The sequence below is a fragment of the Flexithrix dorotheae DSM 6795 genome, assembly GCF_000379765.1.
GTDB classification, from domain to species: domain Bacteria; phylum Bacteroidota; class Bacteroidia; order Cytophagales; family Flammeovirgaceae; genus Flexithrix; species Flexithrix dorotheae.
Genome location: NZ_KB903465.1, coordinates 108,469 through 135,381, shown reverse-complemented (window position 1 = coordinate 135,381; position 26,913 = coordinate 108,469). Strand labels below are relative to the sequence as shown.

General features: G+C 34.8%; 26 protein-coding genes and 1 pseudogene. 15 read left to right on the top strand and 12 right to left on the bottom strand.

What is annotated here, in order from left to right; translation table 11 throughout:
- Positions 1-112 precede the first annotated feature (112 nt).
- A complete protein-coding gene (locus A3EM_RS0127490; RefSeq protein WP_020531466.1) occupies positions 113-3,442 on the top strand; it encodes a T9SS type A sorting domain-containing protein in 3,330 nt (1,109 codons plus the stop codon).
- A gap of 558 nt (positions 3,443-4,000) precedes the next feature.
- Here the strand turns inward: A3EM_RS0127490 and hisE are convergent.
- Both hisE and hisF read right to left on the bottom strand, forming a co-directional pair.
- Positions 4,001-4,264 (bottom strand): annotated as a pseudogene (gene hisE, locus A3EM_RS0127480) (phosphoribosyl-ATP diphosphatase); the annotation flags it as partial.
- Positions 4,265-4,340: 76 nt separating this feature from the next.
- Positions 4,341-5,096: an imidazole glycerol phosphate synthase subunit HisF gene (hisF, locus tag A3EM_RS0127475; protein WP_020531463.1), complete on the bottom strand. Its 756-nt coding sequence runs from the start codon at positions 5,094-5,096 to the stop codon at positions 4,341-4,343.
- 266 nt (positions 5,097-5,362) lie between these two features.
- Between hisF and A3EM_RS0127465 the strand changes: the two genes are divergently transcribed.
- A complete protein-coding gene (locus A3EM_RS0127465; RefSeq protein WP_020531461.1) occupies positions 5,363-6,625 on the top strand; it encodes a replication-associated recombination protein A in 1,263 nt (420 codons plus the stop codon).
- Between the two features lie 48 nt (positions 6,626-6,673).
- Positions 6,674-7,504, top strand: a complete 831-nt coding sequence (locus tag A3EM_RS0127460) for a sugar phosphate isomerase/epimerase family protein (RefSeq protein WP_020531460.1) — start codon at positions 6,674-6,676, stop codon at positions 7,502-7,504.
- Between the two features lie 3 nt (positions 7,505-7,507).
- Here the strand turns inward: A3EM_RS0127460 and A3EM_RS0127455 are convergent, their stop codons facing one another.
- Together A3EM_RS0127455 and A3EM_RS0127450 are read right to left on the bottom strand one after the other, a co-directional pair.
- The gene (locus tag A3EM_RS0127455; protein ID WP_020531459.1) at positions 7,508-9,388 is read right to left on the bottom strand and encodes a TrkH family potassium uptake protein; all 1,881 of its coding nucleotides are present in this window, start codon (positions 9,386-9,388) and stop codon (positions 7,508-7,510) included.
- Between the two features lie 244 nt (positions 9,389-9,632).
- Positions 9,633-11,885, bottom strand: a complete 2,253-nt coding sequence (locus tag A3EM_RS0127450) for a tetratricopeptide repeat protein (RefSeq protein WP_169513414.1) — start codon at positions 11,883-11,885, stop codon at positions 9,633-9,635.
- 453 nt (positions 11,886-12,338) lie between these two features.
- On the opposite strand from A3EM_RS0127450, the gene A3EM_RS0127445 reads away from it, so the two are divergent.
- Positions 12,339-13,415, top strand: a complete 1,077-nt coding sequence (locus A3EM_RS0127445; protein ID WP_020531457.1) for a potassium channel family protein — start codon at positions 12,339-12,341, stop codon at positions 13,413-13,415.
- Between the two features lie 5 nt (positions 13,416-13,420).
- Here the strand turns inward: A3EM_RS0127445 and A3EM_RS0127440 are convergent, their stop codons facing one another.
- From A3EM_RS0127440 to A3EM_RS0127425, 4 genes are all read right to left on the bottom strand, one after another.
- On the bottom strand, positions 13,421-14,116 hold the full coding sequence (locus tag A3EM_RS0127440) for a DUF4097 family beta strand repeat-containing protein (protein ID WP_020531456.1): 696 nt from the start codon (positions 14,114-14,116) through the stop codon (positions 13,421-13,423).
- Positions 14,117-14,179: 63 nt separating this feature from the next.
- A complete protein-coding gene (locus tag A3EM_RS0127435; RefSeq protein WP_020531455.1) occupies positions 14,180-14,965 on the bottom strand; it encodes a DUF4097 family beta strand repeat-containing protein in 786 nt (261 codons plus the stop codon).
- Positions 14,966-15,005: 40 nt separating this feature from the next.
- A complete protein-coding gene (locus A3EM_RS46340; RefSeq protein WP_020531454.1) occupies positions 15,006-15,818 on the bottom strand; it encodes a HEAT repeat domain-containing protein in 813 nt (270 codons plus the stop codon).
- Between the two features lie 48 nt (positions 15,819-15,866).
- Positions 15,867-16,406 (bottom strand): RNA polymerase sigma factor, encoded by a 540-nt coding sequence (locus A3EM_RS0127425; RefSeq protein ID WP_020531453.1) that lies wholly within the window; start codon positions 16,404-16,406, stop codon positions 15,867-15,869.
- 371 nt (positions 16,407-16,777) lie between these two features.
- Here A3EM_RS0127425 and A3EM_RS0127415 point away from each other — a divergent pair, with 371 nt between their 5' ends.
- The 3 genes from A3EM_RS0127415 (at position 16,778) to A3EM_RS0127390 (ending at position 20,673) form a co-directional block, all read left to right on the top strand.
- Entirely contained in the window at positions 16,778-18,559 is a 1,782-nt protein-coding gene (locus tag A3EM_RS0127415) for a hypothetical protein (protein WP_020531451.1), read from the top strand.
- Positions 18,560-19,029: 470 nt separating this feature from the next.
- Positions 19,030-19,467, top strand: a complete 438-nt coding sequence (locus tag A3EM_RS0127405; protein WP_020531449.1) for a hypothetical protein — start codon at positions 19,030-19,032, stop codon at positions 19,465-19,467.
- A 531-nt stretch (positions 19,468-19,998) separates the two neighbouring features.
- Complete coding sequence (locus A3EM_RS0127390) at positions 19,999-20,673, top strand: hypothetical protein (protein ID WP_020531446.1); 675 nt, start codon at positions 19,999-20,001, stop codon at positions 20,671-20,673.
- Here the strand turns inward: A3EM_RS0127390 and A3EM_RS0127385 are convergent.
- The 4 genes from A3EM_RS0127385 to A3EM_RS0127365 all read right to left on the bottom strand — a co-directional run bounded on the left by A3EM_RS0127385 (position 20,660) and on the right by A3EM_RS0127365 (position 22,821).
- Positions 20,660-20,890, bottom strand: coding sequence for a hypothetical protein (locus A3EM_RS0127385; protein WP_020531445.1), 231 nt, complete (start codon positions 20,888-20,890; stop codon positions 20,660-20,662). The two genes, A3EM_RS0127390 and A3EM_RS0127385, sit on opposite strands and share 14 nt — an antisense overlap.
- A gap of 380 nt (positions 20,891-21,270) precedes the next feature.
- Positions 21,271-21,462, bottom strand: a complete 192-nt coding sequence (locus A3EM_RS0127375) for a hypothetical protein (RefSeq protein ID WP_020531443.1) — start codon at positions 21,460-21,462, stop codon at positions 21,271-21,273.
- Positions 21,449-22,306: a hypothetical protein gene (locus A3EM_RS43835; RefSeq protein ID WP_020531442.1), complete on the bottom strand. Its 858-nt coding sequence runs from the start codon at positions 22,304-22,306 to the stop codon at positions 21,449-21,451. Before A3EM_RS43835 ends, A3EM_RS0127375 begins: the two co-directional genes overlap by 14 nt.
- A 38-nt stretch (positions 22,307-22,344) precedes the next feature.
- The gene (locus A3EM_RS0127365; protein ID WP_020531441.1) at positions 22,345-22,821 is read right to left on the bottom strand and encodes a V-type ATP synthase subunit I domain-containing protein; all 477 of its coding nucleotides are present in this window, start codon (positions 22,819-22,821) and stop codon (positions 22,345-22,347) included.
- A 95-nt stretch (positions 22,822-22,916) separates the two neighbouring features.
- Between A3EM_RS0127365 and A3EM_RS0127360 the strand changes: the two genes are divergently transcribed.
- The 8 genes from A3EM_RS0127360 (at position 22,917) to A3EM_RS0127325 (ending at position 26,906) form a co-directional block, all read left to right on the top strand.
- On the top strand, positions 22,917-23,120 hold the full coding sequence (locus A3EM_RS0127360) for a hypothetical protein (protein ID WP_020531440.1): 204 nt from the start codon (positions 22,917-22,919) through the stop codon (positions 23,118-23,120).
- Positions 23,120-23,296, top strand: a complete 177-nt coding sequence (locus A3EM_RS47760; RefSeq protein WP_020531439.1) for a hypothetical protein — start codon at positions 23,120-23,122, stop codon at positions 23,294-23,296. The genes A3EM_RS0127360 and A3EM_RS47760 overlap by 1 nt, the downstream gene beginning before the upstream one ends.
- A gap of 140 nt (positions 23,297-23,436) precedes the next feature.
- Complete coding sequence (locus A3EM_RS47750) at positions 23,437-23,583, top strand: hypothetical protein (RefSeq protein WP_020531438.1); 147 nt, start codon at positions 23,437-23,439, stop codon at positions 23,581-23,583.
- 67 nt (positions 23,584-23,650) lie between these two features.
- Complete coding sequence (locus tag A3EM_RS0127345) at positions 23,651-24,856, top strand: hypothetical protein (RefSeq protein WP_157638114.1); 1,206 nt, start codon at positions 23,651-23,653, stop codon at positions 24,854-24,856.
- 221 nt (positions 24,857-25,077) lie between these two features.
- Positions 25,078-25,398, top strand: a complete 321-nt coding sequence (locus tag A3EM_RS0127340; RefSeq protein WP_169513413.1) for a hypothetical protein — start codon at positions 25,078-25,080, stop codon at positions 25,396-25,398.
- A gap of 26 nt (positions 25,399-25,424) precedes the next feature.
- On the top strand, positions 25,425-25,826 hold the full coding sequence (locus A3EM_RS0127335) for a hypothetical protein (protein ID WP_020531435.1): 402 nt from the start codon (positions 25,425-25,427) through the stop codon (positions 25,824-25,826).
- Positions 25,827-25,828: 2 nt separating this feature from the next.
- Positions 25,829-26,488 (top strand): HNH endonuclease signature motif containing protein, encoded by a 660-nt coding sequence (locus tag A3EM_RS46335; RefSeq protein ID WP_020531434.1) that lies wholly within the window; start codon positions 25,829-25,831, stop codon positions 26,486-26,488.
- Positions 26,472-26,906 carry a hypothetical protein gene (locus tag A3EM_RS0127325; RefSeq protein WP_020531433.1) on the top strand — a complete coding sequence of 145 codons (435 nt, stop codon included), beginning with the start codon at positions 26,472-26,474 and terminating at the stop codon, positions 26,904-26,906. The genes A3EM_RS46335 and A3EM_RS0127325 overlap by 17 nt, the downstream gene beginning before the upstream one ends.
- Positions 26,907-26,913: the final 7 nt, after the last annotated feature.

The window sequence follows — 26,913 nt, the reverse complement described above, 5'->3', positions numbered from 1 at the left end:
CATTTGTTTTGATTGTATATTACACATTAATATATAATATTGATTTTTACCAAATTAGGCGAATTATTTTTTAACTATCTATTTTTTTGTTAATTTTTAAATCCAGCTTGTTATGGTAAAATACACCCTTTCCTTATTGTTATTGTTGTTAATACAATTTAGTAAATCCTTTGGTTTTTTTCCTGTTCCTAATATTGAAACGAATCAAAGTACAATCTACGAAGCAGAAAATTATTTTAGTGTGGTGACTGATGTAGGTAGCAAAGGAGATATAATTGAATTCCCAGAATCGATTTATGCTGATGGTACAGGAAAAGCAGTGACATTGTTTGATAATGGTGATAGGTTGAAAATAGCTTTTGAAATAGAATCATCCGGAATGATTCAGTTGAAAATAAACTTGAGGTCTGGTTATAACAATGCGCCTGAATCATATTGGCCAAATGGTTACGCTTTTACATTAGATGGTAATTCTGTTAATTTTGTTGGTGATGTAAATAGTATTTCCACTTTTCAGTCCGCCTTTGGAGGATCTTATTGGGGGAATATGGTTTTAAATGGAGTTGAACTTAGTGCTGGAAATCACGAATTAACTATTGAATGTAAAAGCAGTTGGGGGGCTGTTGATTATTTGGAAGTAATTCAAGAAGTTATCCCAAATCAAAAACCTCAAATAAGTCCTTTATCTACTCAGAAGAGATTTATAAGTGAATCGGTTTCCCTACAAGTTGAAGCTATCGATGAAGAAAATGATTCACTTGTTTATGTGGCAATGGGATTACCTGAAGGGTTATGGATAAATGAGAGGACTGGATTAATTTCAGGTGAATTAGAAGCAGATCGCTCAAATTCGTTATATCCAATTACAATTTCGTCAACCATAAAAGTTTACGAGGCTGAAAACCCTGACAATTATGTTGAACGAGAATTAAAGTGGACTTTACTTGTTTATGAAACTCCTCCTTTAGCAAAATATGAGGTGGAGGATTTCTATTACGTAAATCAGGATTTTTTAGGAAATGGTTTAATTACTGTTTTTGAAGATTTATTGGAAAATGGAAAGGTTCGTAAAGTGGTTGGATTCCCTGACAAAAATGACCAAATCCATGTTAACTTTTCAATTCCTGAAGATGGTACTTATGTATTAAATGCACGAGTACGAAGTGGCGATGCTACCGATAGCCAAAGCTTTTGGCATTCTGGATATTCCTTTTTTGTAGATGATGTTAGATTGAATTTTTCTGGAGATAATAATTCAATTTTCCAAGTCAATGATACTTTTGGTGAATCCTACTGGGGTGATCTTAAATCTCCTGTTTTGGAGTTGAAAAAAGGGAATTATTTTTTAGAAGTTAGAGCCGATAAGGCAATGGGTGGGATAGATTTTTTTGAAGTTGAAATTGCTGAAGGAGAATCAGGTTTGTTATATCAAAGTCAGCTTTTACAAGGAATACCAAATTCACCTAATATTTATTTTGCTAAATGGTTGGATTTTGATGATGATGGCGATCTTGATTTAATGGTTGTGGAAGAGTATAGTAATCAAATTAAACTTTACACAAACAATCAAAATAATTTTACAGCTTCTTTAATCCCTTTACCCTATAATGAGGAAGATCAAATCATAAGTTTTGAAGTGCGTGATTTTGATAGTGATGGTGATTTTGATTTTTTACTTTATTCTTTTTTAGGTTATGATACAGAATTAAGGATAATTGAGAATCAGGAAGGAAATTATGTGGAAATGATTCAGAGTTTTGATGTTTATGGTGTATTTAATTTTAAATGGATTGATGTTGATCAGGATGGTGATTTGGAGTTATCAATAGGACGTTATGATATCCAGACCTCTTATGACTTTATTGTGGAATTAAATAAAGCGGATAAAACTCTTTTTGAAAATAATGCGAGAAATGTGAGGGGGGTTGGATCTTGGGCAGATTATAATCAGGATGGTTTGGTTGATTTTTTACACCACGGATATAAATATGATAATGGTGTTTTTAATTATTGGACAAAACTTCTACAACAAAACTCCTCAGGTATTTTTGAAGATATGAATGTAGGTTTACCCGATCAGCTTTATGGCGAGTGGTTTGACTACGATGGTGATGGAGATCTTGACATTAAAGCAGAAACCTACTATGAAAATAATGGTAGTGGGCAATTTTCAGATACAGGTATTCCATCCCCAATTTATCCCAATAATACCTTAAATGGATTAACTAACGTGATTGCCAAAGTGGACTACAATGGAGATGGATTTTTAGATATCTTCACTAAAGATGGGAAGTTATTAATCAATCAGTCTTTTCAATCTAAACCTCTTCCAATTGTACCCACAAATTTAAATGCCCTAGTTGATTCAAGTTCTGCCTTACTCACATGGGACAATGTTAGAAGACCGGAAGAGCATGAATCTTATAATTTGTATGTAAAAAAAGGAGATGAATTAATCTTGTCAGGTGAAGCAAATTTTATTACTGGTTATGGACTAGTTGAAGAAAGTAATGTAGGAATTCATCCTATTTTTAAAGTGACAAATTTAAAGCCTGGGACTTATCAATGGAGTGTTCAAACTAAGGGTTGTGGGAAATTATCATCCAAATTTGCTGCTGAAGGAACATTTGTTATTGAAAATAGTGTTATAGAACCTGCCTCTCAAAAGTATGAAGCGGAGGAGCATTTTATTGTAATAAATAATCAGGGTTCTAAAAGTAATGTTACCGAATTCTCCTCTCCAGTTTATAGCGATGATTCTGGAAGAGCAGTAGCCATTTTTGATAACGGAGACGAATTTAAAATTGATTTTGATGTACCTTCTTCTGGCAATTACACGCTTAAACTAAGAGTAAGATCAGGACATACCCATAATTCAATGGTTTATTGGCCAAATGGTTATTTATTCAAATTAGACAATAATAGTATTTCTTTGAATGGAGATCCTGGTTCTGTTTCTGATTTTAGTAGTCATTTTGGGGGGGCATATTGGGGAGATATGATTTCAGAACCTATTCAAATTTCCGAAGGGAAGCATTCACTTTTTATTAAAGCGAATAGTAGTTGGGGAGCTGTGGATTATTTAATAGTAGAGAGTGAAGTCCATCAATCTGCTGCATCCAGAAATGCTTATGGTTCTTTGGATAAAGTATTGGATAAAGTATTGGATAAAGAAATTTCTTCTGATTTAGAGCAAGTTGGTTTATACCCAAATCCAGCTCAAAATGATTTAAATATATCTTTTAGTTCATCAGTCATGGATGAATATAGTATTAAAATTATAGATTTGACTGGAAAGCTGATGCTATTGACAGAGTTAAATAAAGCAAACATTAATAAAAATTCCAGGACTATCGATATTAGCTCATATAAACCTGGGATGTATTTTGTGGAAATAAATAATGGGCGATCAAAAGTTGTAAAAAAGTTTTTGAAAAAATAATTGCCTAAAAAAAGGCTTCGGAATTTATTCCGAAGCCTTTTTAATTAAAATCTTTAAGGCAAAAAGGAAAAGGGATTATCTTGCTTTCTGGTTAAATTTATCTTCTCTTCTTATTGCTTTAATTTCTGATTTCTCATTACTAAAGGATGCAGTGTATCCTTGTAATTGATTTTCGTTTCTCTTTGTACTGAAAAATTTTGCTGCATCTGAAATAGGTGTAGCACTCCTTCTGTTTGTGGACTTGTAATAGGGCATAATTAATATAACTTTGTTAGGTTTAAAAAATCTATTCCTGTTAGTTATAAGATAGTATTAACTTACTAAGTTTGCCATGATACCTGTCAGTTTTAGTATATGACTTTAATCATTTTCAGTATTTACCCTTGATTAAAACAATGTATGTTTGGGTGAAAAGGAGGTAGTTGGGAGAAGTTGCTTTAAGTTTAATAATACAAAAATAAGAATATGTTTGTTTATATCAAATAATCGAAACAAAATATTGAAAAATATTTAAAAAAGTTGAATGTAATGTGTTATTAACATTTGTTGTGCAGTTTTTTATTCCTGATGCCGTTTTTTCAGTACCTCAATTACTTCATTTAAAGAATATTGTTTTGCCTCAAGCAACACTAAATAGTGGAAAATCAAATCGGCAGCTTCTCCTAAAAACAGGTCTTTATTATCATCTTTTGCTTCTATTACAAGCTCCACCGCTTCTTCTCCAACTTTCTGTGCAATTTTATTCAGCCCCTTTTTGAATAAGCTTGCTGTATAAGACTGTTGATTTGGATTGTTTTTCCTGTCTTTAATTATCTCCACCAGATAATTTAAAAACTCAATATCACTTTGATCTTTTTCCATTTTATTTTCTGCAATTGTTTTGTTTTACTTTCAGCGCTTAAATTCTTGTGGTGATGTTTTTGCCTTTTAAGAAATTTTTTAAATCTGGAATTCCGATTTCCTTAAAATGAAAAATACTGGCTGCTAATGCAGCATCAGCATCATTATTTTTAAAGATTTCTACAAAATGCTCCATATTTCCAGCTCCACCAGAAGCAATTACCGGAATATTTAAGGATTTGGTCAGGGTACCGGTAAGTTCAATGGCAAAACCATTTTTGGTGCCGTCATGATCCATCGAAGTCAATAAAATTTCACCTGCTCCTCTTTCTTCCACTTCATGTGCCCAGGGAATTGTTTTGATAGATGTGGCTTCCCTTCCCCCTTTCACATGCACGATATGTTCTCCATTCACATAGCGGGAATCAATGGCCACCACTACACATTGTGATCCGAATTCATTGGCCAGAATATTGACCAACTCAGGATTGCGCACAGCGGATGAATTAATAGAGATTTTATCGGCTCCTGCATTTAATAAGGCAGAAACATCTTCCTTAGAACTTATTCCTCCGCCAACCGTAAATGGAATGTTGATTTTTTGAGCCACTCTTCTTACCAGTTCTACCAAAGTTTTCCTTTTCTCTACTGTTGCAGTAATATCAAGAAAAACCAGTTCATCGGCTCCCTGTTCACTGTAAATTTGAGCCAGTTCTACAGGATCTCCGGCATCTCTGAGGTCAACAAAATTAATTCCTTTCACGGTTTTCCCATCTTTTATATCCAGACAGGGAATTATTCTTTTTGTGAGCATAATAAGTGCTACCCTTTTAAAGTAGTTTTTGGGAATTGAAGATAATCAATTTAGAATTTACCTGTTTTCCTTCCCTTGTTTCAAATGTTTGGCAAACTTAATAACAATTATTGAATTATGATGAACTGGTTCTGGTTGAAAGATTTTACCAATACAAAAAAATCCATCCATACCTTAATTTTTTAGAGGATAGATTTGTTTTGGTTTTCTTAATTTTACGATTCGGAAATTGGGTAGGATGGAATAGATTTCTTAAATAAAAAAATATGAAAGCTCCTTTATCTGAGCGGGTGAGACCTGTTGATTTGGCTACCTTTATTGGCCAGGAACATTTAGTGGGTAAAAATGGTGTACTTAGAAAGATGGTGGAAAACCAGACACTTGTTTCCATTATTCTCTGGGGACCTCCAGGAGTAGGCAAAACTACTTTGGCCAATATTATTGCCAATCATTTGAAATTGCCTTTTAAAACACTAAGTGCGGTAAGTGCCGGAGTAAAGGATGTGAGAGAAGTGATTAATAATGCTAAAGGGAATGTGAATACAGTTTTGTTTATTGATGAAATTCACCGTTTCAATAAATCTCAACAGGATGCTTTGCTTGGGGCAGTGGAAAAGGGCATCATTACCCTGATTGGTGCAACCACAGAAAATCCTTCCTTCGAAGTAAATTCCGCTTTAATTTCCCGCTGTCAGGTTTACAGGTTAAAATCATTAACTAAAGAAGAACTTATTGGCTTGCTCCATCAGGCGATCGATCAGGATAGTATGATGGCTAAAAAGACCATCCATTTAGAAGAAACGGAAGCTCTTTTAAATCTCTCCGATGGAGATGCCAGAAAGTTGCTGAATCTTTTGGAGTTGGTTGTGGAAGCTTCGGGAGATGATGAAGAGGTTTTTATTACCAATGAATTTGTGATTGATGCAGCCCAACAGCGTACTGTTTTATATGATAAATCCGGTGAGCAACATTATGATATTATTTCTGCATTCATCAAGTCTATTAGGGGAAGTGATCCGAATGCTGCAGTTTATTGGCTGGCAAGGATGATAGAAGGAGGGGAAGATCCTAAATTCATAGCCAGGAGATTATTGATTTTGGCTTCTGAGGATATTGGGAATGCCAACCCAACCGCAATGGTAATGGCTACAAACTGCTTTCAGGCAGTCAGTTTTATTGGTTTTCCGGAGTCCAGAATTATCCTTTCTCAAACCACTACATATCTGGCGGCTTCTCCTAAAAGCAATGCAGCCTACATGGCGATTAACCTGGCACAGCAAAAGGTAAGGGAAAAGGGAAATCTTCCTGTGCCATTATCCCTCAGAAATGCCCCTACAAAACTAATGAAGGCTGAGGGTTATGGAAAAGGTTATAAATATTCCCACAATTATCCGGGAAATTTTGCTTCCCAGGAATTCCTACCCGATGATTTGAAAGGTACCCGATTTTATGACCCGGGAAAAAACCCCAGAGAAGAAGAATTGAGAAAAAGGCTCAAGGCATTATGGAAAGATAAATATGGTTATTAAGTTTAGGTAAATTTACTGATTTACCATACCCTTTTTTACCATAATTTTATGAAATTCACAAGAAAATCCTTTCTGAAAACTCTTGGAGTGGGAGTGGCTTCATTGAGTGTGCCTAATATAGTTTTATCCAATCCAACTGTAAAAGCTGACCATAATCTAAAGTTTGGCCTGGCCTCCTATTCATTTAGAAAATTTAGTTTAGAGGATACGATAAAAATGACCAAAAAGCTAGGTTTGAAACATATTGCCCTCAAAAGCATGCATATGCCTATGGATAGCAGTGCTGAAGAAATTAAAGCAATGGCCAAAAAGGTGAGAGATGCTGGCATTGATCTTTATGGAGGCGGGGTGATTTATATGAAATCAGAACCTGAAGTAAATGATGCTTTTGAATATGCAAAAAATGCAGGATTCAGGGTGATTATAGGTGTGCCTAATCCTGAACTTTTGCCATTAGTAGATAAAAAAGTAAAAGAATATGATATTAAATTGGCGATTCATAACCATGGGCCAGGGGATAAAATTTATCCAAGTCCGGATGATGTTTATGAGAAAGTAAAAGCATTGGATAAAAGAATTGGTCTTTGTATTGACATCGGGCATACTTATAGAATTGGGCAGGACCCGGCAGAGAAAGCAAAAAAATACTTTGACAGATTATATGACATACATTTAAAAGATGTGGATGGCTTGGGTGCTGAAGGAAAAACGCTGGAGCTTGGCAGAGGAATTATGGATATTCCCAAGTTTTTGAAAACCATTAGTAAATTAAATTATCAGGAAATAGTTTCATTAGAATATGAAAAGGATGGTGATGATCCAATGGCGGGTGCTGCAGAATCTATAGGATATGCAAGAGGTATTATGGCTACTTTGTAGACATTAACCCACCATGACATGTCCGTCCGGGTATCGATAAGAATTGGTAATTACTTTGCTGCTGAGGGCAAGGGCAAGGGTTAAGGTTCCTACTCTGCCGATGTACATGGAAATGATGATAACGACCTTTCCCATGGCCGAAAGCCCGGAGGTGATTCCCATACTTAGTCCCACAGTAGCAAAAGCTGAAATTTGCTCAAATACAAGTTGTAAAATTCCAATTCCAGCCGGATTTCCGGATTCGGTAATGGATAAAATAAATACAGCCACCAGATTGTAGGTAGTAGCAAACATAAATACGGAAAAGGCTTTCCTGATTAAGTCATCAGGAATGGTTCTTTTCCCAATTTCAATTCTATCCTGTCCTTTAATATTGGAAATGGCAGACATGGTGAGTACATAAAACGTGGTGCTTTTTATTCCACCACCTGTAGAACCGGGGGCAGCCCCAATGAACATTAAGAATATCACCATGATTATGGTGGGATTTCCTATGGGTAATCCACCGCTTGATCCCCCAAAATTCATAGTATGAAAGCCGGCAGTCCTGGTAGTTACAGATTGAAAGAAGGAAGTACTCAAAGCTTCAATAATAGTTCTGTCTGTCAGTTGATTAAACTCTAAGAACATAAAACCTACCGTGCCCAGTGTCACCAAAATTACAGTAGAATAAACAGCTATTTTGGTACTTAATCTCCATTCCTTATTAGGATTCTTAAATCGTTTTTTTGTTTTGTTGAGCGTAAAAATATCTTCGATGGTACTAAACCCAATACTTCCCAAAATGATTAGAATGGCAATTATAAAATGCAACAAATACATTTTGCGGATATTGATATCACTTTCCCTGGCAAATACTGCAGTGCCTTCACTGATGTCATTGGTAAACAAACCATCACTGAAAAGGCTAAACCCGGCATTGCAAAAGGCCGAAATAGAGTGAAAGATAGAATAAAATATTTTCTGACCTAAAGTATTGAATTTTAATTCATCATCCCAGGCCAGGAAAAGGAAAATAGCCCCAAGAATTTCAATTATCATGGTAATCTGAATAACCCGGGTTAGTAAACCTTTTGCCGAAACCAATGATTCGCTACTCAAATGGTCTTTGATAATGGATTGATGTTTAAGGCCTACTCCTTTGGCCAAAAAAGTGGCGAAGAAGGTCGCAAATGACACAATTCCAATCCCTCCCAACTGAATGAGGAATAATAGGATGATTTGGCCTTTTTGGGTGAAATAAGTTCCTGTATCCACCACGGAAAGTCCGGTTACGCAAGAGGCACTTACAGCCGTAAATAAAGCTTCTAAAAATGGCATACTTCCCTTTCCCTGAGTCATTGCCGGGAGCATGAGCAATAGTGTGCCAAAGAATATCAGGATAATAAAGCTATAAATAAATGTAGAGGCAGGTTTAAGTTGTAAGTCTGATATTCTGGTAGTGATTTTGGTAAGCTCCAAACCGACAAGTATTACCAGATAAATACTCAATATGTGTTCGAAAGTGAGTAATGGATTATAAATCTCAAGTTGATTTACCAGCCAGAGCAAAATTCTAAATCCATCGGAAAGATAATTTACCAACCCATGGATGATAATAATAATATTGAGGTAACCTTCAAACCATGTTTTCTTGAAAAATTTAACCCGGGTAAGGGAAAATAAAAGCCGGGTAGTGTAAACCAGCGCAAAAATCAGAAAACAAATGTCATAGCCCCGAAAAATCGTAAAGGTTTCTTCTGGATCTGGCAAAAAACCAAATCTCAATACCAACAGGAATATGGCAATAATGACATTTAAACCTGAAACCAGTTTTAAAAAGCTTAAAGCGCGCCCTCTTGAATTGTAAAGAATTGAATTTAACTGCTCTTCCAGTTTATACATAAAAAAATCAGCCCTGGCTAAAAAATTATGAGAATCAAATTCCCATTTTTAAGTGATTATAGCTTTATAGAAACTATTTTGGATAATTTCCTGGTTTCTATATATGCTTTTCCAAAACGAGGACCATTAACATATATTGAGGCATGAAGATAATTTTGTTGGAATAGTAGTCAGTTGTTTTTTTCGATTCCGAAATTGTAGTAGTGTTTTTGAGAAAATTGGCGAGAAAGGAGGGGATAAGAAACTAAATTAATTGAGTGGCTTTTACCAAAGGAATGGTAATTCTAAAAACGGTATACTCATGTTCAAAACTTGAAACTGTAATTGTTCCTTTCAACTTTTTCACTGCTTTGTTTACAATATAAAGCCCCAGACCGTACCCTTCTGTTTTGTGTGTGGCCACGGTAAACATTTTAAAAATATCAGAAAGGGCTTCTTTAGGAATGCCTATGCCATTGTCATGAATTTTTATTTCCATGTGTTCGGAATCACTTGTAATATCAATTCCAAGTGAAGGAGGTCTTAAGGTAGAATCTACCTTAAACAGAATTGAATTTTCAAGAATATTCTGGAACATAATTCTAAGCATTCTTTCATCTGCCAAAAACTTGAGATCGGTATTTATCTCCACTCCAAATCTGATGCTTTTGGTATCGTACTTAAGACTTAAAAATGCCCAGACATCCTTTATTAATTCCTCAAAATTTATCTCTCTTTCCTTTTCCTGACCATAATGTACTTCACTGGCCATTACCAGCTTGCTCAACATCATATCCATTTTCTGGATAGTGTAGTTCAACTTATCAAAAATATCCTGCGCTTTTATTTTATCTTCCTCAATTCTAAGGATTTGCATTAAACCATTGATATGAACCAAGGGCCTTCTTAAGGCATGGGAGGATTGGTAAAGAAAGGTGTCAAGTTCATTATTGGTCTTTTGTAACTCAGAAGTTCTTGCTTTTACAGTAGCTTCGAGCCCGTCATTCAACAGCCTTAATTCGGAGTTGGCATTATGAAGCCTTTTTTGAGATTCTTTCAGGTTCTCGTTGATATTGACAATTTCCAGTTGCTTATCGTAAATCTGCTTATTTTGTTCTGAGAGAATTTTATTGGTGGCTTTTTTCTGCTTGTTTATTCTATAAAAGTGAATGATGGCTATAAGAAAAAGAATAATTCCTCCTGCCAGCATTTTGTTTTCCAGGTCTTTTCGCTTGAGCTCGGCATTTTTTCTGGCCTGCTCATTCTTTAAAAACATATTTTCCTGATCACGCTTTTCGGTTTCGTACTTGGTTTCGATCTCCGCAATTTGCTGGGTTTTCTCCAGGTTATAAATGCTGTCTTTATAAGAAGTGAATAATTTGTGGTTTAAATAGGCTTTTTCAAAATCTTCAGTTTTTTCATAAAATAAGGCCAGGTTTCGATAAATGTCCTTTTTTAGAGACAAGTTATCAATATCATTGGCAATGGCTCTTCCTGATTCCAGGTACTCCAAAGCAGATTGAAAATCCCCGACTTTGATATAAAGTTCACCTAAATTGTTATACGTTTCGGCCATATAAAGCATGTTTTTGCTTCCGGCTGCTTTAAATGACTTTAGGCCTTGCTGGAATGTTTGTATGGCTAAGGCATAGTTGTTTTCTTTCAGGTAAATACTTCCAATATCGTTAAGGCAATTTGCAATTTCGCTATATTCCCCAAGTTCGGTAAGAATGGGCAATGCTTTTTTATGGTGTTCCAGAGAAGCTTTTAAATTGTTTTTATAAAAATAAACCAGTCCAATATTGGAGAGAGAAACCGCCTCTAGCTTTCTGATTCCAAGGTCAACAAAAAGGGTATTGGCAGCCTGATAATAATGCAGAGCCTTATCGTATTCACTATGATCCAGGTAAAGATTTCCCAGATTTCCGTTAATGGCGGCCACACCTTTTTTATCTCCCATTTCTTCTTTTACCTTAAGGGCCTGAATAAAATAGTCGATGGCAGTTTCGTATTTCCCAACCCTTCTGTATACAGTACCAAGGTTGTTAAGGGCATCAGCCGTGTTTTTTAAATCATTTTCCTGCTTAGCCAGATCCAGTGCTTTCAGGTAGTAAGATATAGCTTCATCATAGTCAGCCTGATTTTTATAAATCAATCCTATGTTGTTGAAGATTTTACAGATATAGGTTTTATCTTCTATTTCCTGATAAACTTTTAATGACAACAAATATTCCTTTAGGCTGAGCTTCGGATCATTGAGTCTGCCATAAATTTTTCCAAGGATAAAATGGCTATAAGCTAAACCTTTTCGGAAATTGATTTTTGAGGATAAGTCAACTGCTTGTGAAGCCAGTGTCTGAGCCTGATTGATATCAGAGCGATAATAATGTATGGATAGTTCCATCATCGCTTCTATCCTTGCGGAATCTGACTGGTGAGTGTTAATTACATTTTTAAGACTATCTTCCTTTCCGCTCTTCCCAATAGCTGACAGCCCACTGCTTAACATCAGTGTCATAAAAATCATTATGAACGCATTGGGTTTTAACATGTCAGAAAAATGTAAGCCTTTTAAAAAATTGCGGATTCTTTGTGGTCAATTCCTTTTAGGTAATATTTTTTGGCAGTGGAATAGGTTTTAAAGAATCAATGTAAAAAATTAATAGTTAGTATTTAAGTGAAACCAATATATAATATTTTCCTTAAAAATGGAACGCAGGTAATACTGTATTATTCAAAGATTATTTATCATTCACAATATATCCCATTCTTTAAAATTCAAATAGGACAAAAGTTTATACCGAGATTGCTCATGATTGCCTTATAAAACCTGTATCAAGAATAATTCCATTTTTTTCTTTGAAAAACACAATTTTGAATAATTCGGGTTTTTTCTTAAATAAATATTAATATTTATTAACATAAAGTAGATTTTTTTTGATAAAATCAGGAAAATAGATAAGTTGGTGCCATGATTTTTAGATTATTTAATGACTTAACAAGTAAACTTAAAAAGCAGCAGCCCTTGCTTTGGCTTGTTCAGTTGGGAGTGGTTTTCATCATTCTATTTTGTCTAAATGTAGTTGCATTTCAATTTGCAGAAAACGTAAGTTGGGAAGAAGCTTTTTGGCAAAGCTGGCAAACATTTACCACCGTAGGTTATGGCAACAGACCCGCAGAAACTACTTTGGGCAGATGGGTAACTGTGATTTTATGTACCCTTGGTATTGCTATTTTGGGTGCACTGTTCTCTGCCTTTTTCGATTATAAAGTTCATTTATCAGACATTAAAAGATTAGGTTATATGAAAAACCCTTATAAAGATGGTTATGTAATTTTCAATTTTCCAGGAGAAAATCAATTGATCAATTTTGTGAAAGAAATCAGAGATGCAGAAAAGAATGTAGGGGTTTGTGTGGTGGATAGTAGTCTGGAAGAATTACCAAAAGCCATTTCCCTTTTACGGGGTATTCATTTTATAAAAGGGAATCCGTTGAGCCGAGAGACCTATGAAAATGCCGGATTAAAAGAAAATAAGGCCATCATTATTTTCCCCACAGAGCCTAACGTTTCAGATTCTGATGGGGCCACAAAAACCATTGTAGATTTGGTTTCAAAGTTTGTGGAAAATCAGACAAGGGTTTTACATATTCTGGTCGATCCTGCAAATGCCTGGATGTTTGATGATGTGAATTCTACTCAGGTTTTGGAAAGTTTTGAATTATTTGCACTTGTGCAGGAATGCCAGGACAAATATTCGGCTGAAATTATCGAACAATTATTATTAAACTCAAAAGGTTCCAACCCTCAAACTTTATCCCCTGAACTTGTAATTGGCTGGACCTGGAATGAATTCCTGATTGCTTTGATAAAAGCTTCAGCCATGACAGGTATAAAATGTTCGCCATTTGCCATTATTAGAAATGGAGAACCTGAAATTTGCCCTGATTATGAAAGCAAAATCCAGGAAGGTGATTTGCTTTCCCTTATTACCTACAATGATTTCGATTGGAGGCATTTCGAGAAAAAAATGGTAGAATTCAAATGATTTAACTACCTTTTTCTCAGGAAAATATTCCCATTGATAGTTTCCAGCATCACAGGTGTTTTACCGGACTTATAGGTCCCTTTTAGCGGGTAGCCCACTATCGGATGTTCTTTTTTATTGGTAAATTCAATATTCTCCAGATTGGAGTATAATTCTCCGTTGATAGTTTTCATTTCGAAATAAGCTCCTGTTTCAGGATTCCAGTCTAAATCTATGAACCCATTAATTGTTTTTGCGGTAAGGGAATTATCCAGGTTTTTAAGTTCAATATCTCCGTTTATGGTTTTGAGTTGAGTGATGAGTTCCTTAGGGATTTTGAGTTCATAAAGGATTTCACTGATGATAAACTTCTCATTTTTGCCCCAATAATAATTTCTGCCATCTTCTTCCGTATAATTCCTTTTACTCATCCAGTGCTTAAATGATTTGTCTATTTGGGAATAGATTTGGATTTCTTCATTTCCTTCTTCAAAAAACAGATGAAGAGAATCATTCAGGGTGCCTCCATTTAAATCAATAGAAGCTTTAAATTGAATTTCCTTTTTATCCCAGCCAGTGATTTTAATCAAATCCGCCTGATTAAATTGCAGGTTGATGGATTTTTGGTGAGCAACACTAATTGTTCTTTCAACAATTTTTTGGGAAAAGGCATAATGGGCCAGGGTTACCATTAAAATGGTAAGCGTATTTTGTAGTTTCATGATGTAAATGGGTTTTGAGGGGAAGAAAAGGAGAGGGGGTTAAAACCCTCCTGATTTGATTATTTATTTTTTTCTAAGGTAAATATCGTCATTAATGGAGTTGATACTGAGCATTATTCCTCCTCCATTAAGCTTTCCTTCTATCGTATTATTTCCGCCTACATGGGGTATCCCTTTTTTATCTTCAGGATAAGTCAATTCAAAATTGCTGTAAATTTCTCCATTCATCGACCTCATTTTAACCTCAGCTTTAGAGGAAGCGGGCAAAGTTACATCCACAAAGCCATTTACGGATTTAATGGAATTGGGCTTTTCCTGATTTAAGGACAAATAAACAATTTCTATGTCCCCATTAGTCGTATTGGCTACAATTGGCCCGGTGACATCTTTAAACACAATATCTGAGTTTTTGGCGTTTACCTCAACTTCTCCAGCCATTTTATGTACTTCTATGCCATCTCCCTGCCATTGGGTTTCATTTACAACCAGGCGAACATTAGAAGGGATTTTAAAGGTATAATCTATGTCTTCTCTGGAGGCTTTTTCTATTTTCATTTCATCTCCCTCAATGATAAGTGCTAATCCTATTCCGGTATTGTCTACATTAGTGTTATAAAGTGGTTTTAAACCCTCTGCTCTTTTTGGAGGAGCCTTAAATCCTTTTGCAATAATTATCACGTCATTTCCTTCATGTCCTTCTATGATCACTTCGCTATTATTAAGGGCAATTGAAATTTTACTATTGGAAGATTTTCCAGTGAATTTGGTTTTAAACTCCTGTGCATGAAGCCCAACAGCCATACCAATTGCTAATAAAAGAGTGAAGAATATTTTGGCTATTTTATTCATTTTATAATTAGATTTTAAAAGTTGTTTTGTTTGAATTATATTATAATAGTTGCCCAATTCCCTCATTGGCCTTGTTCCTTACGGTTTGGATTACTTCCTGAGTTTCCAGTAAGGTTCTGATTTGGGGAATGGCTCTTTTTTCTTTGGATTTAACCAAAAGGTCGATTATTACCAATTGGATTTCAGGATCTTGTTGCTGTGTTAGCGTTTCAATCAGTGCATTAATTACCAGCGGTTTATCCGTGTAATGGCCGAGTGCTTCACAAGCAGCCAGCCTTACATTATCATTCTGATCTGTATTTAGCGTATGGATTAAGGCATTAATAATCTGATTATCGGCCTCTTCCATTTCATAACTTATATTTACTGCCTGCAACCGGTCACTTGCCGATTCCTGTTTGAGTAATGACAACATCACCAGGGTTTTGGTAGATTCTAATTCCTCCTTTAAAGTGGCAATTTCAGTGGTCTGGATTTCCTCTACCTGAATGTTTTTATCCAGAATATAACCTGCCAGAAAAATGGTGATGGAAGCCGCTATTCTTACTACCAGATTATTTTTCCAAATGCTCCTGGCATTGTTGTAAATTACACTGAATTTCCCCAGATGATTGGCAGATGCCTGTTTTGTTTTTTCTTCTGAAAGCATTTCGTAGAAATGAGTGGAAAGAGAATGGTCAGGAGTGGCTTCCCTGCTATTTTCCAGGCTTTCAAGCACAATCCTTAGCTGATCATATTCTTTGAAAAGCTCCTCATCTTCGGCCAGTAAATGCTGAATCTCTACTTCTTCTTGTGGAGGAAGTTTCCCTTCTATAAAATCCACAAGTTTGTCTTTTAAATTATCATTATCCATAGCTCTAATATTTAAGCTTAGTGTTAATTTTTTGGAATAAGGTTTTCATCAGTTGTTTTCAACCATGAAATACAACCCTTTTAATTTTTTAATTGCCCGGTGAATCTTTACTTTCACCGCCCCTTCAGAGCAATTCAGAATTTTCCCAATTTCATGATATTTCAATTTTTGAAATTTGCTTAGAATTAAAATTTCCCTTTGTTCTTCATCCAGAAGTGTCATGGCTTTATGCAGCGATTTTTCTCTTTCTATTTGTTCCTTATCATCTCCCTGATGGGCAAGATGATCCGAAATGGCCTCCAAATCTGTGTATTTGGAAAACTTCCCCTTTAGTTTTCTGTAATGATCATAATGCACGTTTCTGGCGATCTGATAAATCCAGGATTTAAAGCTTAAGGACTCATTAAATGAAGTCCGGTATTTTATCATTCTTAGGAAAAGATTTTGGGTCATATCCTGGCTTAAATCTCTCTCAAAAGTCATCTTTAGAAAAAAGTTAAACATTTTTCCCTGATACCTTTCGAACAGAATTGCAGCTTTGTCAAGATCTCCCCGACTAACATCTCCCATGACTTTTTCATCAGTCATTTTTTAATCAGATTAAGTTTTTGTAAGTAGGTCATTTGCTCTTTCATTTTAGTTTATTCATCACAAAATGAATGGTGATAAAGCTGGATTTTTATTAGGCTTTGATATGGTTACTACCGAAAATAGTGATGGTTACAACTAAATCTAAAAAAATTATGCACGGTACTATTTTAATTAGAGCAACCCTTTCCCATTACAGCTCAATTAAGGTAAAATTGAATGCATTTAAGTTTTCTCCAAATCCATAACCACCATCAAAAAAATCCGTATAAAGAGGCAAAATAAACCCTGGATAATCTCTACTACTCAATTTTTTTCTGAAGAAAAAATAACTCACGATACTACTATTTTTAACTGAAATTGTTCTTTTGATGAAATTTATTACTACTTGCGCCTCTCTGGTTTTATTAATCCAGTTTCAACTTTATTGCCAGTCAAATCCATTTGAAAAAGAAGATATCTCAGTGCTTCCATTTAGCGGATGGCAAGGCCCTAATGCTGAGGAAATGGAAGAGATAATTACCGAAAGAATCTTAAATCTGATTGTTGCCTCTAAAAAATTTAATGTAATCACAACTGATGATGCGGAATTAAAAGAAATTGCCAAAGAATTGAGACTTCAATTGTCCGGAATGGTGGATGAAGCTACTGCTGTGGAAGTCGGAAAAAGACGGGGCGTAAATAAATTTATTGTAGGCAATTTTGCAGGAAACACTACAGATTATCATCCGGCCTATTATAATGATGAAGGAGAACTGGCACAGCCAGAATATTACTCTACTAAGATAAAAGCCAATATTCGATTATTGGATATAGAAACGGGTGTTTATGTTGAATCTACCGAGGCAACAGCATATGCGGAAGGTAGAAACCCTCAAAGCGCTTCCACGGAAGCTTTAGGAAGATTAGCTTATGAAATTGTAGATAAATTTAAGAAATATTTTTTGATTCAGGCCTACATCAAGGATATCAGAGAGGGCGAAATTATTCTGGACCGGGGTTATGAAATGGGAGTGAAGGAAGGAATGGTGTTTGAGGTCTTCAATTTAAATGCGAATGAAAATCAGAATTTAGAAGGGGATATTGAAATTCATGCAGGGACACCAAAGCTGGGTTTAATAAAAATTACCGAAACTGAAAGTATGTTTGCCAAGGGGCTTGTTTTAGGAAAAAGTAAAATTTCAACTACAGGACTATTGGTAAGGGAAGTTAGGGAAGAAAAGAAAAATGAGGCTACTATTTTGGAAAAATCACTCAATAAAGTGGTAATTGACCGGGGGAGTAATTTTGAAATAAAGGAGGGGCAATATTTTAAAGTGATTAAGGCTAAAAAGGACAGGTTAAATTTGGGGAAAAATAAAGCAGTTGGGCTTATTTATATCGATAAAGTAGAGTTTAATCATGCTGAAGGAAGGGTGCTGGATGGGAGGTATCAGTTTAAAAAGGGGATGTTGGTAAAACATACTTATGGATCACCAATTTTGGTTGGGGGATCGGTTTCTTATGGATTTTCCCACAATCAGAAAACAATTGAACCCAACCAGCCTTCAGGAGATTATACAATTGATAATGGTGAGCCAGGACCACGCACCATTGGAACAGACTATTTAGCAGGGTATAAACCGTTGAGTGGGGGAAGTGTGCTGCATGTGAATATGCAAGTTCGGGATTTACTATCCAATTTTTCCGGGGGGATAGGGTTGGATTTCTATTCTCTGGGGGATGGGGAATTAAAAACCTGGTTGCCGAAAGCCTTTGTAAATTATCATATTCCCCTGGTGCCCGAAATTTTATATTTATCCCCGGGTATAGAACTTGGATATGGCCGACTGAAACAAGACCTGAGTGTAATTAATGAAATAAGTGATCAGGAAAGTGATTATGTACGTGACTGGTCATTTATGGCGGCTGGAAAATTAGAAGCTAACCTAAGAATAAAAAATGTTGTGTTTTTCGGGGAAGTGGCTTACAGAAATTTGCGGTTTAATTCCTGGAAATATGAGGCTCATACTGGAAAACAAAATAAAGAAGGTGAGCCAGAGAAAAAATTTTATAAGGTTCCGGATGAGATTGTTCCTTATCCCGATGTGCGGTTTGGCCCGGTATTTTTTACAGGTGGAATCAGAATTGAAATCCCCTCCAGCCTGAATTAAGATTTGAAAATGCATAGAAAAACCCAAACGGAAAGTTTGTATTCTACTAGCGTTTAGCCCCTCTCAGACTGCTGTGAGGGGTTTGTTTTTACTGATAACCGTGTTGCAGTTTGTTTTTAGCTGGATTTGTTGCTGGTGTGTTGCAAAATAAGTATAATGATTAAATTATTCAAAAAAGAGTTGTTTAATTCAATTTTGTAACAAAATGACTATTATTTGGTATTTTTTACTCATTTTTACGTTATATATTTAGACTTCATGTCACATATGTATCACTAATTAACTGAACCTAAGCCGTTATTTACTATGTCTGTACTATCAAAAAATCAGGTTTTTTACTCCCCAAAATCTTTCTTATCATTCTATAAAATGAATACAAATCTTATAGAAAGTGTAAGAGTAATTCCACCTAAATTAGGACAAAGAGGGTATGGAAAATTTAAAGTGGTAATAAGAACAGATAAGAAAAGATGAGTCAACACAATCAAAAGAGAGGCCAAGGGAACCTTTCTCCTTATGATAACAAACTTTTATTTCAGTTTTTAGAGAATCAAAAAAAACAGATTGAAAATGAAGCTGCAGGATTAAAAATACGAGAAAAAGAGGTTAATAATTCCCATGATTATGCAAAATTTGCTTTAACTAAAAATGTTGAAGATTTTAAGCAATACAGGGAATACGACTATAAGAAAACGAAAATGAAATGGATTTTTACTGGACTCATTTCATTTGGAATTATTGGATTGATTATGTTTTCTCTTTCTTCAGAACACCCAGAATTTGCCATGGAATTTTTGAAAATTCTAGGTACTGCTTTAGTTTCTGGTGGAGGAGGTTATTATTATGGTAAAAGTCAAAGTCAAAGTGATAAAAAATATGAAGTAGAAGAAGTAGAAGAAGTTGATTGATATTTTCTTTTCAAAGTTATTAAAAAAGATACCCCTTCACTATATACTGTGAGGGGGTATCTTTTTTAATAATACTGGTATGAATTTGTTTAACAAATTAATTTCCAATTCTAAAATTCCCGATTCAGAAAAGTTATATATAGTGCTCTGACTCCCACTAACAATAATAGTCCAATCACAAATCTTATTAACTCGCATTTTTTCAACTAACTAAGCTGAGCTGGAGATGGATATACTTGTCTACCTTATAATTATTATTTGTGTTTTCATTATTTTTCTGTCAATGGGAATATTCTATTTTAGAAATTCTTTAAAGAAGATTTTTTTCGATAAAAACAATCGCCAAAAAGAAACGTTGAACAATATAATTGATCAGTTAGATGATGAATTGAAATAATTTTTTAACTTTAAAATGAATAATATGTTTGAACTATTAAATGACCAAATGCTTTCAAGGTTTCCAGAGGAAGTGGACAATGGTGGAGGAGACAAACCTGAGGAGCCTCCAACAGGTAATGAGGATAACAGAAAATGAAAGTAACAAAAACTTTAAAAATTGAATTTGGGATAATCACCTGGTTAGTGGTTATCCTTCTTTTTTATTATCTATTTCTAATCTTTCCAGGGGGGTATGATGGTGAAAAACATTATATATATCCCTTTGCTCCCACAAAATACACCACCTATAAAAACTATGTGTATTTTATTACACTACATTTGGTATTCATTATTAAAGTAGGATTGATATATAACCTTACCACAAGACAATCCAGGCTGAATAGGTTATCTTTAGTCAGCCTATTCCTTTTCTTTTCTCACTTTCTTGTAGCTTATTTAATGTTTGGGAAAATTTTGTGTTGGGATGTTTTTGCATTTATCGATAAACCATTAATGAAGGAAAGTTTTTATTTGTTCCCTTTCTATAATTATCAATGGCCATTAGGATGGTATCTGGTTTTCCTTATGCTACATATTATAGACCTTATGCTAACAGTAGGATTATATTGGGTTGTAAAAAAACAAATATCAAAACCAGCAGCTATGATTGTGATGGCTTTCATAGTGCTGGTTTTACTTAAATTACTTGATTTTATTCTTTATAATGGTCAGACAGGAATGCCTTATAAAGTTGGAGGAATAACCATATGGATAATATATGTCATATTTAATTATATGGATAGGGAGGAAATTGTTAATTCTGATTGACTTCAGCATGTTCTATTAACTCTCTTTTTCTTTTTGTTTCAAGTATTTCAAGAATCCTCTTTTGTTGCTCTATTATTACTTCAAGCCTCTCAACTTTTTGCACAAGAGCAGTATTTTCTTTCTTTAGGAAACGTATTTTGTCTAAGGCTCCAAGGCTGGTTTTAATAACATGATCCAAATCAAAATCTGTTTGATCTGGTTTAAAAAAGTCTAACATTGTGCTGTATTTTAAAAAGTCCAAAAAATGTTAGTATCATAAGCAATGTTTGAGGGCGTGAATATATTCACAATAAATTTAATTGAAATTTAATAATTGTTAACCTTTAATATGAGATATAGAGAACTGCAAATTCGTAAAAAGTATGGATTATCTCAAAATCAGGTATTTAATGGAATACTTGCAGTTTTTGGACTGGGCAGCGAATAATATATTCCAAAACTTTCGAAAGAATTAAAAACAGAACTCCAGAGGAGTCATTAAGGGCGGATTTCTTGGATGTTGTTAAGGCTTTGCAAGAAACATTTGAGGAAGAGAGAAATATAATTGAAATGTTGAGTAAAAAGCAACCGAATTAATTTCGGTTGCTTTTTATCTATTTAATTGTAGCTGAAATTTGCAGTTTCATGAGTTATTTTGCTAACTTCATTTTCATTTTTACCTTGGTATTCAGAGTAATTCCATGAACCATGGTTAATTTTTAACTCTAAAAACATGACTGGCATTTCTGTATTTTTCACCTGATCATCATGGATCAAATTTGACTTTTTATCTGATTTAGCTTTTTCCATTATTTGATAAGTTTTGTGTTTCAGTTGCAGAAAAATTATTTAATTCGGTACTAAAATAGTGTTTGCGTTTAACCCATTTAAATCCTTCATGTTTAGATATCACGGCAATTTCTATTGGTCCACCAACAGTTTGGGCTCCTGGTCTAAATTTAGCAAATTTTATAGCCGTTTCCACTAAATATTCAGCTAAATAAATGACATCCTGGAGGGGCATACCTGGTGTAATCATTGATACCTGGGAACTTTTTTTTAAGAAAGCAACAAATTGATTAGCCTCTTTCTGACCTTTAAACAAACTAATAGTTTTACTAACAAACGTATCTAATTGACTTCCATGGCCTAATATTAATCTAGTTAAAGGTTCGACCTCTCCATTCCATGTTAAACCTGTCTCTTGTGGAGGCCTTACAGCCATTGGTTTAACGTTAAAAGGAAAAATTATTTGATATTCTTCTGGTAAATCTGAATTTGTAGAATACCCTCCAATTACAAATCCAAGGGCAGGTCTTTTATGTACCTCCACATTCTTAAATATTGATTCATATTTGCCATTAATAAAATCTGAGAACTGGTTTGCAATATCTATTAATTTATAATTCTCAGGATCCATTTTGGTTTTTAACTCTTGTCTAAAGTCCTTTGCTAAAGTTGCAATGGAAGCATGACCAATATTACCTAATCCATATGTGATTGCACCAATCGGTAGACCTTTGTATAAATTAAAAATTTTGTTTGCATGTTCATAAACATTAAAAACTCTACCAGAGGGATCTATCATAGTAGTAGCACTATCACTTGCCAATACAACACCCTCATGGATTTTTGCATTAATCGCAATTGTCATTTTATTAAGGTTTAGGATAAAAGTTTAATTTGATTTTCCTACCTCCCCTCATAAGCTTTCACTTTTGCTCTGAGGGAAATTAATTCTTCTCTTTGTAGCTGAATTTCTTTTCTCAATATCAGCAACTCTTTCTCCTGCATATCACTGGCTTTTTTTAAGATATTTATAGTATCCTCCGGAGAGCCTTGTTCTACCTGGTACTCCTTCTTATATTTTTTTAATTCTGATTCTAATTCCTTTTCTCGCTCGAGAGACTTGACATATTTTTTTATTAAATCATTATATTCTGATTCTTTAGATTTTTCTATTTCTGATTTTTCCTTTTGAAAAATTAGTTCTTCAAGAGTAACATTTAGTGCTGTTGCTATTTTCTCTAATTTTTGAATAGAAATATCATTTTGCTTTACATTATGTAATAATGTTGTATATGGAATCCCACTTTTAAGTGCAATTTTTTTCAAGTTCCATCCAACTTTATCCCCCTGATTTTTAAGTAAGTTTTCCAGATTTAACATCAATAGCTCAATATTTGAAATTAACTGTACAATATTTTGTTGTTGTGTTCGATATATTGTATAATTGTAAAACAATGTAAAACAATGTTAAACAAATGTATAGTCAATTGACCAGTGAAGCAATTTCCACGGAGAAAAAAAAAGACAAGCAACTTTTAGGAGTGCATATTGGTGGCAGGATTTCTAAAGACCTGCATGATGATTTATTAGAATTTTGTGATAATGAAGACCGAACCATTTCTGATGCCATCCGGCTAGCACTCAAAGAATTTCTATATCAAAATAAACCAAACCCATAATGAGGACATTAGACGATATCCAAAAAGAAATCTGGCGACTGAACGACATGAAAAAAAGAGTTGGATTATCAGAAGCCACCAAATTAAAAATTGCTAAGGAAATAAAACAGCTAAGAGAAATAATGAGAACCGGTATGAAAAATACCCCAGTTCATCAGGTATATAACAAGCTATAAAATAATGACATCATACGAAATATTCATCTGGATTTACTATATCACATGCGCTTTTATAGCAGGATTTTTAGTGATCAGGCATCAGCGCAAAGACCAAAAGAAATTTGAAAATATCATTCACAATATAAAAAAGATGGGTTATGAAAAACACGAATGACCACCCTGCCTTATTAGAAAAAATGGTGGAGAGGGAAAAAGAACGACAAACTCCTGCAGGCAAAAGGCGCTGGGGATTTAGAAGGAATTACATTTCAAGTTTGAAAAGGAAATACCAGGACAGGAAATAAAAAGGGAGCTGCAGCAACAGCTCCCTTCCAAAGAATAACAATTTAAATCATCTCAATTCAAAATGTTATGGAGACAAATAAAGTCAAAGAATTCTTCATGCGCAAATTCTACAGGTCATATATCATCCCAAAAGACTATTTCGACAGGTTTTTTTCTGTTTTTATAGTGCTTATGATGGTAAGTCTGGTTTGCCAGGCTTATTCAGGATGGAGTGAATATGCGTACTTTTTAAATCAAATAGTGGGGAATAAGCATGTTTATGCTCCTGCCCTGGCACTAATACTTAACATAGTATTTGAAGTGCTTAAAACGGCTGTAATAAGCAAATTCATGACTGAATTCTTAGGACCGGCCACCAGTTTTAATGTATTCTTTCTTTCACTTGGATTAGCCCTTATGGCTGGTTCTGTTTACTTCAGCTACAATGGTGTAACCGATAGAGCCAGAGAGGCAATTGTCATCCCAGAAGATACCAAAACAGCTGAAACTGATCGGGTATTTACATCCTTATTAGCCGAAAAAGAAAAACAGATTTCAGTTATAAAAAAGAAATACACCTGGGAAGGAAATTATTATCTCCCTCCCACTGGAAATAAATATCATACCTCAGCTGAGGTTTCCATGGATACAAAAAAACTGGAGCAGCTGGAGAGCCAGAAAAACAAACTGCATGAGGAATATGCCTCACAAAGGAATTTGAATATTCAGGAGCATGATGAAAACATCAGCCAGTACAAAACCACATTGGCAAGCAAGGTAAAGACTAACAGATACAATGTTATTTTTTCAGAGAGCTTGTACTTAATCTGCATGGTGTTCGGGTTTTATTTTGGGTACAAATCAGCCAATGAATATTTCAATGAAACAGATAAACCAAACGGCAATTTACCAGACCCTGAAGATGATTCGGAAGACCAGCCAGATGATCAGGAAACAACCAGCGAAACACCGGAAATTGGGGCTTTACCCACCCCAATTTTCCAGTTTCCTCAAAATGAGGAATGCAGCCCCACAGCGAGTGGTGTAACAGAATCCGAGAAATTAACAGAGTTTGAGAATAGAATTTGCAAAGCTGATGGATGTGGCAAAACCTTCCAGGTAAACATCAGAAAAGAAGTGTCTGCCAATCCAAAAAAATACTGCAGTACCAAGTGTGCTGAAAAGATGAAAAGAATAAGAAATCAGGAAAATAAAATTAGGGAAAAATGGAAGATTACTTCCAATAGGCTGGAAGATGATGAACGGTCAATTACCTGGAAAAAGACTTTATAGGTAGGTGGTAATTTTTTGGTTAGTGAACGCTAGATTAAACTGCCTGGACTTGCCAGGCAGCTTTCTTACCTACCTCAGAAATTAAACATTACACATTTTTTAATCATGAAAAAACAAACGATATGGTTAATCCTTTTTTCTTTCTGTACAGCATTATTTGCCTACGCTGGATTCAAAGTTCATGGGCTTTATTTCTTTCTATTTGTGCCAAGTTTTTTAATATGGTATGTACTTGCTGCAATGCATTTGGGAGAGTTTTTGAGCAAAAGGAAATACCAGGAATTCAAGAGAGAAAGCGGGCAAAGGGAATTGTTCAAATACTTCGAAAAACTAGAATAGATCCGGATAAAGACCCGGACTACCTGGAGGCTGTACTTCAGTTACACGATAAACTATGTGCACAAAGATCGATTATGGAAAAGAAGGGAGTTCCTTATGACAGGATTCAACCCTTGAATGAGGAAATAGAAGCCTACGAAACGATCCTTTTTGAATTAGTTCCCCCTGACTTCATACAGCAATTAGAGGCTGGAAAGTATTAAAAGGTCCCACTAAAAATTTAAAAATTATGAAAGCAATATTTGGACAAATCAATTTTAGCTATAACTGGAATAGAAAATTAAACTGCAAATATTTTACTACGGTAAGATTGAAATCAGAAAAATACCAGATAGGCAGGGTGTATGATATCAACTACAGCCAAGGCAGCCACCTGGAGAAAATTATGACTGCAGAGATTGAGCGAATTTTTCCATTTTTCTTAAAAGACTGGAAAGATGTTTTTTCCCTGGACACCGGCTATGATCCACTTGATTCCAAAACCCTAATCATGAACATGTACAAGAATAAAGAGATCAATTGGGAGACTCAGATGCTTTATTTTATCATGATGCAGGAGAAAGAAAGAAATCAATTTATCGACCACCAGGATACCCTCCAAAAGGCAATTCCATATCATAAAGTAGGATAATTATGTCACGCAAAAAACCATTTGTAATTACCAAGGCTCACCTTGCTATCATCAAAAAACATGGTGGAAAGCTATTGGATAGAGAAATTGCTGAAATGATTGGGTGTACCAGGGAAACTATCTCCAGGAGAAGGAGAGAATTGGGGATTAAGGGTAAAATTTCAAGATTTCAGAAGGGAGACAAACCATGGAATACTGGAACGAAAGGAATAATGAAAGCTAATTCAGGAAGCTTTAAAAAAGGACACTTACCACATAATACAAAAACTGATGGTGATATTTCTGTGAGGAAGGAATCTGGTACAGATATACATTATAAGTATATCCGGGTTTCCCTGGGAAAATGGGAACTATATCACAGGTATTTGTGGGAGAGGGAACACGGTCCTATACCAGAGAATATGATTCTCACTTTCAAAAATGGGGATCAGATGGATTGCAGGATTGAAAACCTGGAATTGATTTCCCTGGAAGATAATATAAAAAGGAATTCCGGAACACTCAATTTACCTGATTCATTTGTTGCTCACCTCCTTTCAAGGAAAAGCAAAGGACTTAAACAAAAACTCCTGGATAACCCTGACATTTTAGACCTGGCCAGGACAAAAATATTATTAGAAAGAGAAATTAAATCACAAAAAAATCATGGAAAAAATAGCTAACACCCTATTGTCATATATGAATAAAGAATGGCTCTATGGAGCGAAAAACTATGTTTTTGACCGTTTTAGAATTTCTGATGATGATGAAATGGTTTTCATAGTAACCAACCATAAAACCTTCGAAATACCTGCAGATAAAATTGATACTTTTTTAGACAGTTTGTTGCCTGTTGGTGGGGAAGATAAACAGGAAAAACTTGCAGAAATTAAAGAAGAAATTAAACCGGTAAGGGTAACCATCCAACAACCCAATTCAATTATGGGAGACCTTAAAACGATTCTCCTGGAAGACATAAAAAAAGTTAGGGAGGACAGTAACTACATACCACAAGCCAAAGCAGTAACCAATAATGTGAATACCATAATCAATGCATTGAAAGTGGAATTAGAATATGCAAAAGAGGTGAAAAACTTATAAGTGACTG

Bases quoted from the DNA above. Each gene is read 5' to 3' on its own strand.
- A3EM_RS0127385 (WP_020531445.1), bottom strand. From the start codon at position 20,890: ATGTTAGACTTTTTTAAACCAGATCAAACAGATTTTGATTTGGATCAT.
- A3EM_RS47760 (WP_020531439.1), top strand. From the start codon at position 23,120: ATGAGGACATTAGACGATATCCAAAAAGAAATCTGGCGACTGAACGAC.
- A3EM_RS46340 (WP_020531454.1), bottom strand. From the start codon at position 15,818: ATGGATAATGATAATTTAAAAGACAAACTTGTGGATTTTATAGAAGGG.
- A3EM_RS0127445 (WP_020531457.1), top strand. From the start codon at position 12,339: ATGATTTTTAGATTATTTAATGACTTAACAAGTAAACTTAAAAAGCAG.
- hisF (WP_020531463.1), bottom strand. From the start codon at position 5,096: ATGCTCACAAAAAGAATAATTCCCTGTCTGGATATAAAAGATGGGAAA.
- A3EM_RS0127340 (WP_169513413.1), top strand. From the start codon at position 25,078: ATGGTATGTACTTGCTGCAATGCATTTGGGAGAGTTTTTGAGCAAAAG.
- A3EM_RS0127435 (WP_020531455.1), bottom strand. From the start codon at position 14,965: ATGAATAAAATAGCCAAAATATTCTTCACTCTTTTATTAGCAATTGGT.
- A3EM_RS0127465 (WP_020531461.1), top strand. From the start codon at position 5,363: ATGAAAGCTCCTTTATCTGAGCGGGTGAGACCTGTTGATTTGGCTACC.
- A3EM_RS47750 (WP_020531438.1), top strand. From the start codon at position 23,437: ATGAAAAACACGAATGACCACCCTGCCTTATTAGAAAAAATGGTGGAG.
- A3EM_RS0127455 (WP_020531459.1), bottom strand. From the start codon at position 9,388: ATGTATAAACTGGAAGAGCAGTTAAATTCAATTCTTTACAATTCAAGA.
- A3EM_RS0127345 (WP_157638114.1), top strand. From the start codon at position 23,651: ATGGAGACAAATAAAGTCAAAGAATTCTTCATGCGCAAATTCTACAGG.
- A3EM_RS0127415 (WP_020531451.1), top strand. From the start codon at position 16,778: ATGAAATTTATTACTACTTGCGCCTCTCTGGTTTTATTAATCCAGTTT.
- A3EM_RS0127390 (WP_020531446.1), top strand. From the start codon at position 19,999: ATGAAAGTAACAAAAACTTTAAAAATTGAATTTGGGATAATCACCTGG.
- A3EM_RS0127375 (WP_020531443.1), bottom strand. From the start codon at position 21,462: ATGGAAAAAGCTAAATCAGATAAAAAGTCAAATTTGATCCATGATGAT.
- A3EM_RS46335 (WP_020531434.1), top strand. From the start codon at position 25,829: ATGTCACGCAAAAAACCATTTGTAATTACCAAGGCTCACCTTGCTATC.
- A3EM_RS0127405 (WP_020531449.1), top strand. From the start codon at position 19,030: ATGAGTCAACACAATCAAAAGAGAGGCCAAGGGAACCTTTCTCCTTAT.
- A3EM_RS43835 (WP_020531442.1), bottom strand. From the start codon at position 22,306: ATGACAATTGCGATTAATGCAAAAATCCATGAGGGTGTTGTATTGGCA.
- A3EM_RS0127365 (WP_020531441.1), bottom strand. From the start codon at position 22,821: ATGTTAAATCTGGAAAACTTACTTAAAAATCAGGGGGATAAAGTTGGA.
- A3EM_RS0127490 (WP_020531466.1), top strand. From the start codon at position 113: ATGGTAAAATACACCCTTTCCTTATTGTTATTGTTGTTAATACAATTT.
- A3EM_RS0127325 (WP_020531433.1), top strand. From the start codon at position 26,472: ATGGAAAAAATAGCTAACACCCTATTGTCATATATGAATAAAGAATGG.
- A3EM_RS0127335 (WP_020531435.1), top strand. From the start codon at position 25,425: ATGAAAGCAATATTTGGACAAATCAATTTTAGCTATAACTGGAATAGA.
- A3EM_RS0127360 (WP_020531440.1), top strand. From the start codon at position 22,917: ATGTATAGTCAATTGACCAGTGAAGCAATTTCCACGGAGAAAAAAAAA.
- A3EM_RS0127460 (WP_020531460.1), top strand. From the start codon at position 6,674: ATGAAATTCACAAGAAAATCCTTTCTGAAAACTCTTGGAGTGGGAGTG.
- A3EM_RS0127450 (WP_169513414.1), bottom strand. From the start codon at position 11,885: ATGACACTGATGTTAAGCAGTGGGCTGTCAGCTATTGGGAAGAGCGGA.
- A3EM_RS0127425 (WP_020531453.1), bottom strand. From the start codon at position 16,406: ATGACTGATGAAAAAGTCATGGGAGATGTTAGTCGGGGAGATCTTGAC.
- A3EM_RS0127440 (WP_020531456.1), bottom strand. From the start codon at position 14,116: ATGAAACTACAAAATACGCTTACCATTTTAATGGTAACCCTGGCCCAT.